Consider the following 10,171-nt stretch of genomic DNA (forward strand, 5'->3'; position numbering starts at 1 on the left):
TGCGGCCCGAAGCTGAACATCGGCGGCCGCTCCAGCGCACAGCGGTCGACCCGCAGCGGGCAGCGCGGCTGAAACGGGCAGCCGGCGCCGAGGCTGCCGGCCTGCGGCACCTGGCCGGCGATCTGGTAGAGGCGCCGCCGGTCGTCGTCGAGCCGCGGGATCGACTGCAGCAGCCCCTGGGTGTAGGGATGCGACGGCCGCCGGAAGATCGAGCGGACGTCGGCATCCTCCACCACCCGGCCGGCATACATCACGATCACCCGCTCGCAGATGTCGGCGATGACGCCGAGATCATGCGAGATCAGCAGCACCGCCGTGTTCAGCGTGGCGCGGATGCGCTTCATCAGGTCCAGCACCTGGGCCTGGATGGTGACGTCCAGCGCCGTGGTCGGCTCGTCCGCGATCAGCAGCTTCGGGTTGCAGGCGACGGCCATGGCGATCATCACCCGCTGGCGCATGCCGCCGGAGAACTGGTGCGGATAGGCCCCGAGCCGCCGCTCAGGGTCGGGGATGCCGACCAGCCGCAGCATCTCGACGGTCTTGCGCCGCCGCTCGTCCCGGCTGATGGGTTCATGCAGCAGGATGGCCTCGCCGATCTGATCGCCGATGGTCATCACCGGGTTCAGCGAGCTCATCGGCTCCTGGAAGATCATGGCGATGTCGCGGCCGCGGATCTCCGGCATCTTCGCCCGCGGCAGAGACAGGAGATCGGTGCCCTCGAACAGGATGCGGCCCTGCGCGATCCGCCCCGGCGGCTCCGGGATCAGGCGCAGGATCGACAGCGAGGTCATCGACTTGCCGGAGCCGGATTCGCCGACGATGCCGAGCGACCCGCCGGCCGGGATCTCGAAGCCGACGCCGTCGACCACCCGCAGCGGCGCCGCCTTCGGGCCGAATTCGACAGCCAGGTCCTCGACCTTGAGCAGGGGCGCGGTCACGGGGCGGTCTCCGGGTCCAGGGCGTCGCGCACCGCATCGCCGAACAGGTTGAAGGCCAGGACGACGCAGGTGATGGCGAAGCCGGCGCCGATGATCGGCCAGGGCGACCCGAACAGGTTGTTCAGCCCGTCGCGGATGATGTTGCCCCAGCTCGGGTTCGGCGGCTGGGTGCCGAGCCCGAGGAAGCTGAGCGAGGCTTCGAGCCGGATGGCCGAGGCGACCCACAGCGTCACCAGCACGACGATCGGCGCCGCGATGTTCGGCACGATGTGGCGGAAGATGATCACCGGCGTGCTGACGCCGACTGCCACCGCGGCTTCGATATAGGGCTCCTGCTTCACCGCCAGGGTCTGGGCCCGGGCGACGCGGGCGAAGCCGGGCACGAAGGCGACCGTCAGCACGGCGACGACGTTCCAGAAGCCGCCGCCCAGCGCCGCGGCGATGATGATCGCCAGCAGCAGCTCCGGGAACGCCAGCAGCAGGTCGACGACGCGGGAGATGACGCGGTCGACCACGCCGCCGAAATAGCCGGCGACAACGCCGAGCGTGGTCCCCACGACCGCCGCCAGCACCGGCGACAGCAGGCCGAAGATCAGCGAATTGCGGGAGCCGTAGATCATCCGGGACAGCACGTCGCGGCCGAACTGGTCGGTGCCCAGCCAATGCGCCCAGGACGGGCCCTGGTTGATCTTCAGGATGCTCTGCGCCAGCGGGTTGTAGGGCGCGATCCAGGGCGCCAGCACCGCCACCACGACGAAGACCGCGATGGCCAGGGCAGCGAAGATCGTGGCCGGGCGGCCCAGCACGATCCGGGCCAGGATCGCGAGCCGGTTCGGGGCCGGGGCGATGATTTCAGTGGTGTCGAGGATCGCGGTCATCACGCCACCCGGATCCGCGGATCGATCACGATGTAGACGAGATCCATCACCAGGTTCACCAGCACCACGAACAGGGCGAAGACGATGACGCCACCCTGGATGACGGCGTAGTCGCGCTCGGTGATCGCGCCGATCAGCAGCTTGCCGATGCCGGGGCGGTTGAACACCAGCTCGATCGCCACCGAGCCGGAGAGCGTCGCCAGCAGGCTGAGACCCATTCCGGTGGACAGCGGCAACAGCGCGTTGCGCAGCCCGTGCCGGTAGATCACCCGCCGCTCGCTGGCGCCCTTGGCTCGCGCCGTCCGCACATAGTCCTTGCCGAACACCTCCAGCAGCGAGGTCCGGGTCAGCCGGCCGAGGAAGGCCGCCTTGACGAAGGCCAGCGTCAGCGCCGGCAGCACGATGTGGTGCAGCCGGTCGACGAAGCCGTCGCCGCCGCCATTGATCGGGAACCAGCCGAGATTGAGCGAGAAGGTGATCAGCAGCAGCGCGCCGAGATAGAAGTCCGGGATGGCGTAGCCGATCAGCGAGAACACCCGAACCCCGGCATCGGCGGTGCGGTTGCGGTGGGTCGCCGCCAGCACGCCGAGCGGGATGCCGGCGACGAGGCCCATCACCATCGCCGCGATCGTCAGCTCGATCGTATAGGGCAGGTTGTAGGCCAGCAGTTGCAGGACCGAGGTGTTGTTCATCAGCGACCGCCCGAAATCCAGGGTCAGGACGCCGCCGAGAAAGTTGAGGTACTGCTGCCAGAGCGGGACGTTCAGCCCCATCTTCTCGCGGAACGCCGCCAACTGGTCCGGCAGCGCATTGTCGCCCAGCGCCGCCAGCGCCGGGTCGCCGGGCAGGATGCGCATGCACACGAACACCAGCGTCAGCACCAGCAGGATGGTCGGAACCGCGTCCAGCAGTCGCCACATCAGATACCGCGCCATGGCGGGGCCTCCCCAGCGGGATCAGACGACGGTCTTGGTCGCCCGGTGGAAGCGCCAGCGCGCATAGCCGCTCTTCACCGGGTAGCCGAGATCGACATTGCCCCGGCGCGCGGTCGTGAAGGACAGCGTGGACAGGCCGATCAGCGGCAGGTCGCGCAGCACCTGCAGCTCGATCTTGCGGCAGAGGCTGTCATAGGTCGCGAAATCGGTCGCCTGCAGGGCCTGGGTCAGCAGGTCGTCGATGCCCGGCATGACCACGCCGTAATGGCTGTAGTTGCCGCCGCCCTTGCCGTCCGACTTCACCTCCGACTGCGCCGACAGCTGCTGGAAATAGAGCTGGGTCGGGATCGGCGGATAGCTCGAGGAATGCATCGCCAGGGTGTTCTTGTCCGACCGGTTGTCGGCGTGATAGGCGGTGTGGTCCTCGATCCTGAGATCCATGTTGAAGCCGGCCAGGCGGATCTGCTCCTGCACGATCAGCATGGTCGAGGAATAGTCCTCGCGCTGGCTGCACAGGGACGGGAAGCTGATCCCGTCCGGATAGCCGGCCTCGGCCAGCAGCGCCTTGGCCTTGTCCGGGTCGTAGGGGTAGCGCAGCTCCTCCGGCAGGTCCTCGGTCTTGAAGCCGGCCGGGAAGAAATCGGGCTGCAGCCCCGCCATGGTGCCGCCCATCGGCGCCAGCGCCTGGGCCACGGCCGGCCGGTCGATCGCGTGCATCAGCGCCTGCCGCACCTTCAGATTGTCGAAGGGCTTGCGGGTCAGGTTGATGTGCAGGGTGTTGAACGACCCCGGCACGGTCATGTCGATCTTCAGCGTCGGGTCGCGCTGCTGCATCGAGGCGACCCAGCCGGGGGCGCGCACCGCCTCCATGATGTCGATGTTGCCGGACAGGAGCGCCAGCGTCCGCGCCGAGGTGTCGGCGATATAGACGCATTCGACGGTGCTGATCTTCGCCTTCTGGCCCCAATAGCCTTCATGCCGCTTCATCACCGTGCCGACCTGGGTGTCGAACTTCACCAGCTCGTACGGGCCGGTGCCGACGGCGTCGGTGCCGAAGGCGTCGCCCATCTGCTCGGCGGCCTTCTTGCTGACGATCGAGGTGTTGTTGTTGAACACCGAGGAGCCGAGGAACAGCGCGTCCGGGCTCTTCAGCGTCATCGTCACCTGGTAGGGCCCGTTCGCCACGACGTCGGCGATGTTCGACAGGATCGTCGTGTTGGTGCCCGAGGTCATGGCCCGCTTGAACGAATAGACCACGTCCTCCGAGGTCATCTCGCCGAAGCCCTTGTGGAACTGCACCCCCTGGCGCAGCTGGAAGGTCCAGGTCTTGGCGTCCGGCGACGAGCTCCAACTGGTCGCCAGCGTCGGCAGGAACTCCTCCGGCTTGATCGCGAAGGTGCCGTCCTCGGGGCGGACCAGCTGCTCGTAGATCTGCTCGGTCGCCCAGTTGTCCGAGCCCTGGGTCGTCAGGTTCGGGTCGCTGTAGCGCGGCCCCTTGGCGGCGATGCCCATGCGGATGACATCCGCGTTCTGGGACGCGTCCTGCGCCCGGGCGCCGCCGAAGCCCGCCAGCGCCGCAGTGGCGACGCCGAGCTGAAGCACATTTCGCCTGCTGAATCCCATGGCCGTCTCCCCTGTCGCTTATCGGCGCCCGCGCGTATCGCTGTCAGCGCCGCTTGTTGATTTCCGCCTCGTCGACCTCGAGCCCGAGCCCCGGGCCCCGCGGCACCGCGAAGCGGCCGTCCACCGGCCGGGGCGGGTCCTTGAAGCCGACATCCATCCGGCCGGACGCGTCGGCATATTCCGCCGGCTTGGTCAGGTGCATCAGCGCCGCCAGCACATGCAGGTTGGCGACATGGCCGATGGTCGGCTGGGTCTGGTGCGGCACCAGCTCGACGCCGTGCGCGTGGCAGATCGCGGCGCATTGCATCAGCCCGGTGATGCCGCCCATCTTGACGATGTCCGGCTGCACCATGCGCACGCCGGCCTGGATCATGTCGACCAGCGCCTGCAGCGTGTAGGTCTGCTCCGCTGCCGAGACGGTGATGTCGAGCCGCTGCGCCACCTCGCCCATGCCGCGCACGTCGTAGTGCTGCACCGGCTCCTCGAACCAGATATAGCCGAGCTCCTCGAGCGCGCGGCCGACGCGCATGGCGCCGCCGACCGAGTAGCCGTTGTTGGCGTCGAAGGCCAAGGGGAAGCTGTCGCCCACGAGCTGGCGCACGGCCCTGGCCTTGGCAATGTCGCCGGGGATGTCGAGGTCGAGCAGCGAACGGTCGCCGTCGCGGCGGATCTTGATCGCCGCCGGAGTCTCGCGCCGCCAGCGCGCCTCGACCACCCGCACCGTCTCGTCCACCGTGCGCGCGGCGTTGCCGCCGATCGAGGCGTAGAACGGCACCTCGCTGCGCCAGGCTCCGCCGAGCAGCTTGTGCACCGGCAGGCCCAGCGTCTTGCCCTTGATGTCCCACAGCGCGATGTCGACCGCCGCCAGCGCGCCGGTCAGCGCCCCTTCGGGCCCCAGCTTGATGTTGCGATGGAGCAGCCGGTCGTACAGCACCCCAGTGTCGAAGGCGTCGGCGCCGACCAGCCCCGGCGCCAGGTCACGCGCAATGATGCCGATCGAGTGCAGCCCGCCCTGCATCGGCGAGGCCTCGCCCCAGCCGACGACGCCGTCCTCCGTCGCGATCCGCACCAGGGCGCTGCGCCGGCCGGGCGGATCGCCGGGCTGCCAGCGGACCTGGAAGGCTTCGACCGATGTGATGCTGGCGGTTGGGGCCACGGTTTCGCTCCCGTCTTGTGGGCTACCTTACTCTCTTTGCATCCGTATGCAACATCGCTGCGCCCGGATGGTCACGCATAGATCGAGACCCGGCGGAACCGCGCCGCCACTTGGGCGCCATCGGCCACCAGCAGTTCCTCGGTCTCGAAATAGTGCCGGCCCTTGCGCTCATAGGCGGCGGTGACGGTGCCGGAGGTGGCGAGGCGCCGGCCGGGGGACACCGGCGCGAAATGCTCGGCCTCGCCGGACACGAACACCACGGGCGACGGAAAGCGGAAGCTGCGGTTGGCGTCGGCCATGGTCCGCCGGATCAGGCAGCCGGAATGGACCAGCCCGCTCTCGAGATAGAGTGGGTGGCGCTCATCGAAGGCGGCCAGCGAGCGCCGGAACTCCTCCTCCGTCAGCACCGCGTTGCGCGAGCCGAGGCGGGTGCCCACCACCATCCCGCCAGGCCCGACGGCCTGCGGCGGATCCGGCAGCGGCAGGATCGGGAGATCCGCGGCCGGCGGCGGCACGGGATCCTGCCGCGGCATCGCCACCCAGCCGACCGCAACCGCCTCGCCCTCCTGGTTGCGCAGGATCACCTCGGCCCGCTGTTCGGCGCCGGTTTCCACCAGGGCCGAGGCCTGGGCGGTCAGCACGTCGCCGTCATAGACCGGCCGGCGGAACCGTGCGCCCATGCGGCCGCGCCGAATCCAGTCGATACCCCAGGCGTCGACGGCGATGCGGCTGACATGGCCGTAGACGAAGGCCCCGGGGATCATCGCGGCGCGGAAACCCATGCGCCGCGCCACCGCGTCGTCATGCACCGACCCGCGATAGCCGGGATCGTCGTCGAGGCGGACCGGAATGCGCAGCGTTCGGGGAAAGCCGACCATGGTCAGGCTCCCGGCCGGGGCTCGGTGGCCATCGCGCCGCTGGCCTCGACCGCCGCGATCTCCTCCGGCGTCAGGCCGAGGATGTCGCGCAGCACGCGATGATTGTCCGCGCCGAAGCGCGGCGCCGCCCGGCGCTGGCTGCCCGGCGTGGCGTCGAGATGAATCGGCAGGCCGGGATGCGGATGGCGGCCGGCATCGGGATGCTCGAGCACCGTGAAGAAGCCGCGATGCGCCAGGTATTCGCTGCGCGCCAGATCCTGCGCGGTCTGCACCGGTGCCGCGGGCACGCCGGCCGCCTGCAGCCGGGCTGCCACCGCATGCTTGTCCTGGCCCCGGGTCCAGCCGGCGATGATCGCCGTCAGCGCCTCGATGTTCTCCTGACGCGCCGCCAGCGTCGCGAAGCGCGGGTTGGCGGCGAGGCTCCCCAGCCCCATCACGCCGCACAGGGCCTGCCACTCCGCCTCGGTCCCGGCCGCGATCGCCACCCACTGGTCGTCGCCTTGCGCCGGGAAGGCGTCGTGCGGCGCGGCGTAGGGCGAGCGGTTGCCGTTCGGCTCGGGATCGCGGCCGGATTCGATTGCCGCCAGCAGCTCCGGCCCGATCAGTTGCATCGCGGCCTCGACCTGCGGCACCTCGATATGCTGCCCCTCGCCGGTCCGCTGGCGGTGCAGCAGCGCCGTCAGGATGGCGGCCGCGGCGTTGAACCCGCCGATCGGGTCGAGATAGGAAGGGCCGGTGGTCTCCGGCTGGCCGCCGGGATAGCCGATCATGCTGGACATGCCGGTCGACATCTCCATGGTCGGGCCCAGCGCGGCATAGCGCGCCATCGGCCCCTCGGCGCCGAAGGCCGGCAGCTCCGCCACGATGATGTTAGGCCTGACCTGCCGCAGGGTGTCGTAGTCGAGCCCCAGCCTGGCCAGCGTGCCGGGGCGGAAGTTGCAGATCACCACGTCGCTGACCGCCGCCAGGCGCCGGATGATGTCGCGCCCCTCCCCCGTCTTCAGGTCGAGGATGCAGGACAGCTTGTTGACGTTCTGCGAATTGAAGTGGAAGGCCCGGTCATAGGGCCGGCCGCCCGGCACGCCGTCGGGGAAGTTGATCGGGTTCGGCACCTCCTTGTTCAGGCGCCAGGAATTGACCCGGGTCGGGGATTCGACATGGATCGGCTCGGCCCCCAGGAAGCCCAGCACCCGGCCCGCCATCGGCCCGGCCCAGGCGGTGGTGATCTCGAGCACACGCAGGCCCGCCAGGGGGCCGGACCCGGCCGGAGCGCCGCCGCCCTCCGGAGCCGCCGCCGGGGCCCAGCCGGTATCGGTGTCGGACATCGGGGCGGCCGGGCGCACCTGCCGCGGCGTGCGGCTGAGCCGGAATGGCGGCCCGAGGATCGGCCGCCCCTCCGCCATCTCCCAATAGCCGCGCTCGGCCAGATGGGCATTGCCGTGCAGCTCGGTCGGGCGATAGGCCTTGGCGGCGATCACCTCTTCCCGCTGCAGCGTCGCGACCAGGTCCTCGGCGCGGAGATCCGCGACCTTGTCCTGGATGATCGCGAACAGCTCCGCCCAATGCGCGCGGCGCGGGATCGGCGCCGCGAAGCGCTCGTCATGCTCGAGATGCGCGAGGCCGAGCGCCCGGCAGACCGCGCTCCAGCGGTGGTTGTAGATCCAGATGCAGACCCAGCCGTCGCGGCAGCGCACCTGTCCGGCCGGGATGTTCGGGTCGCCACGGCCCTTCACCGTGCCGTTGTAGATGTGCTGCAGCACATAGGGAAAGCACATCGCAGCGGCGGTTTCCGCCTCGTCCACGGTGACGGCCTGGCCGAGGCCGGTGCGCTCGCGGACGAACAGCGCGGCGGTGACGCCGACATAGGCGGCGATGCCGGCGGCGAAGGAGGCGCGGCGGCCGCAGCCATACAGCGGCTCGCGCCCATGGGCGCCGTTGTTGTGCATCATGCCCGACAGGGCCTGCAGCACGATCTCCGGCCCCTTCCAGGCGGCGAGCGGCCCGTCGGCGCCGAAGGGGCTGACCACCGCGGCGACGCAGCGGGAATTAAGGCCGAGCACATCCCGCGGCTCGGATCCCGGCGGCAGGATCGCGACATCGGCGCCGCGCAGCAGCCCATCGAGCGCTTCGCGCCCTGCGGCGCCGCCTGGATCGAGGTTGACCGAACGCTTGCCGGTGTTGAGGTGGAAGAACAGCAGCGATCCGCGGTCGCCGGCCTCGCTGAAGGGCGGCATGCGGCGCAAGGCCGATCCCCCTGGCGGCTCGACCAGCACGACCTCGGCCCCGAAATCGGCCAGCAGCCGGGCGCAGTACTGCCCGCCGACGGTCTCGGACAGGTCGACGACCTTCAGTCCGGCCAATGCAGACACGGCGGCGCCTCCCCCGGCATTCTCGTTGACCAGACGGTATCGAGTCTTGCATCCGTATGCAACACCTCTGCATAGTGCCGGAGGCGATGACGGCCGGGGCGGGATTCCGGCCGCGGCCGTGCTATGGGCTGAGGCAGGCGACAGCGAGGGGAAGCGACCTTGAGTTCCGGAGACCTGCGCAAACCGATCACGGCGCGCCAGCTGGCGCGGATGATCGGCGTCAGCCAGTCCGCAGTCTCGCGCGCCTACACGCCCGGCGCCTCGATCTCGCCGGAGATGCGGCAGCGCATCCTGACCATGGCGGACAGCCTGGGCTACAGTCCCAACGCCATCGCCAGCACCCTGTCGAAGCGGCGCAGCAACATCGTCGGCATCGTCGTCTCGGCGATGCGGAACCCGTTCTACCCGGTGCTGATCGAGACGCTGTCGCGCGGCCTGCAGCAGGTCGGGCAGCAGAGCCTGCTGTTCAATCTGACCCCCGGCGCCGACATCCGGCAGCAGCTGGCGGCGCTGCGGCAGTACAGCGTCGACGCCGTGGTCATCGTCTCGGCCGCCCCGCTCTCCGGCGCCGCGCTGAGCTGGGCGACCGAGGGCCGCACGGCGATCATGATCAACCGCACGGTGCCGGATTCGAGCCTGACCAGCGTCTGCTGCAACAATGCCGAGGGGGCCCGCGCCATCGCCGATCATTTCCACGCGCTGGGCCATCGGAGGGCCGCCTTCGTCGCCGGTGTGCCGCATGCCAGTGCCAATCTCGAACGGCAGCACGCCTTCATCGCCCGGCTGGCGGAGCTGGGCATGACCCTGACCGCCTCGGTCTCCGGCGGCGAGTACAGCTACGAGGCCGGCTACCGTGCAGCGCTCGAGGTCGCCCGCACCAGCCGCACCGAGGCGATCTTCTTCGCCAATGACATCCTGGCGGTCGGCGGCGTCGACGCGCTGCGTGACGAGACGGGCCTGTCCGTGCCCGGCGACATCGCGGTCGCCGGCTTCGACGACATCGCCATGGCCGGATGGCCGCGCTACTCGCTGACCACCTTCCGCCAGCCCCTCGACGCGATGGTCGAGCGGACCGTGCAGCTGGTGACCGGCAAGGCGGAGCCGGCCGAAGGCAATGTCCATCTGCTGCCGGGCGAGCTGATCGTGCGGAAGACCACAGCCGGCTGAGGCGGGACGAGGGCAACGAGATTGGTCGAGAGCGGCAGTGGGTGTCGGAACGCGTAGCCTCTCCCGCTTGCGAGACCTTTTCAGAATTCGATCACCTGAACCGACACGTGTTTTCCACTCTCCCCCTCCCTCCGCGGGAGGGGGTAGGGGGAGGGGGCTGTCGATGACGGGAGCCGACCTCGAATTGCCAGGATTTCTGCGGGGCCGGTGGTGATGCTCGACATCAA

General features: G+C 69.7%; 8 protein-coding genes. 1 reads left to right on the top strand and 7 read right to left on the bottom strand.

From position 1 onward, the window contains the following. From P409_RS15975 to P409_RS16005, 7 genes are all read right to left on the bottom strand, one after another. A partial coding sequence (locus P409_RS15975; protein WP_034839062.1) for an ABC transporter ATP-binding protein occupies positions 1–938 on the bottom strand: 938 nt, incomplete at its 3' end. After that, complete coding sequence (locus tag P409_RS15980) at positions 935–1,816, bottom strand: ABC transporter permease (protein WP_052120738.1); 882 nt, start codon at positions 1,814–1,816, stop codon at positions 935–937. The genes P409_RS15975 and P409_RS15980, both read right to left, overlap by 4 nt. Further along, positions 1,816–2,751, bottom strand: a complete 936-nt coding sequence (locus P409_RS15985) for an ABC transporter permease (protein WP_034839065.1) — start codon at positions 2,749–2,751, stop codon at positions 1,816–1,818. Before P409_RS15985 ends, P409_RS15980 begins: the two co-directional genes overlap by 1 nt. Positions 2,752–2,772: 21 nt before the next feature. Beyond that, positions 2,773–4,374: an ABC transporter substrate-binding protein gene (locus P409_RS15990; protein WP_034839067.1), complete on the bottom strand. Its 1,602-nt coding sequence runs from the start codon at positions 4,372–4,374 to the stop codon at positions 2,773–2,775. A gap of 43 nt (positions 4,375–4,417) precedes the next feature. Continuing rightward, entirely contained in the window at positions 4,418–5,530 is a 1,113-nt protein-coding gene (locus tag P409_RS15995) for a mandelate racemase/muconate lactonizing enzyme family protein (protein WP_034839069.1), read from the bottom strand. A gap of 71 nt (positions 5,531–5,601) precedes the next feature. Further along, positions 5,602–6,408 (bottom strand): MaoC family dehydratase, encoded by an 807-nt coding sequence (locus P409_RS16000; RefSeq protein ID WP_034839071.1) that lies wholly within the window; start codon positions 6,406–6,408, stop codon positions 5,602–5,604. A gap of 2 nt (positions 6,409–6,410) precedes the next feature. Further along, a complete protein-coding gene (locus P409_RS16005; RefSeq protein ID WP_161790407.1) occupies positions 6,411–8,777 on the bottom strand; it encodes a CaiB/BaiF CoA transferase family protein in 2,367 nt (788 codons plus the stop codon). Positions 8,778–8,936: 159 nt separating this feature from the next. Here P409_RS16005 and P409_RS16010 point away from each other — a divergent pair, with 159 nt between their 5' ends. Continuing rightward, on the top strand, positions 8,937–9,944 hold the full coding sequence (locus P409_RS16010) for a LacI family DNA-binding transcriptional regulator (RefSeq protein ID WP_052120740.1): 1,008 nt from the start codon (positions 8,937–8,939) through the stop codon (positions 9,942–9,944). Positions 9,945–10,171: the final 227 nt, after the last annotated feature.

It is taken from the genome of Inquilinus limosus MP06 (assembly GCF_000767795.1).
GTDB classification, from domain to species: Bacteria; Pseudomonadota; Alphaproteobacteria; order DSM-16000; family Inquilinaceae; genus Inquilinus; species Inquilinus limosus_E.

What these genes read in the sequence shown, in the direction of transcription:
- P409_RS15980 (WP_052120738.1), bottom strand. Translation starts at nt 1,816, where the DNA reads ATGACCGCGATCCTCGACACCACTGAAATCATCGCCCCGGCCCCGAAC.
- P409_RS15990 (WP_034839067.1), bottom strand. Translation starts at nt 4,374, where the DNA reads ATGGGATTCAGCAGGCGAAATGTGCTTCAGCTCGGCGTCGCCACTGCG.
- P409_RS15985 (WP_034839065.1), bottom strand. Translation starts at nt 2,751, where the DNA reads ATGGCGCGGTATCTGATGTGGCGACTGCTGGACGCGGTTCCGACCATC.
- P409_RS16000 (WP_034839071.1), bottom strand. Translation starts at nt 6,408, where the DNA reads ATGGTCGGCTTTCCCCGAACGCTGCGCATTCCGGTCCGCCTCGACGAC.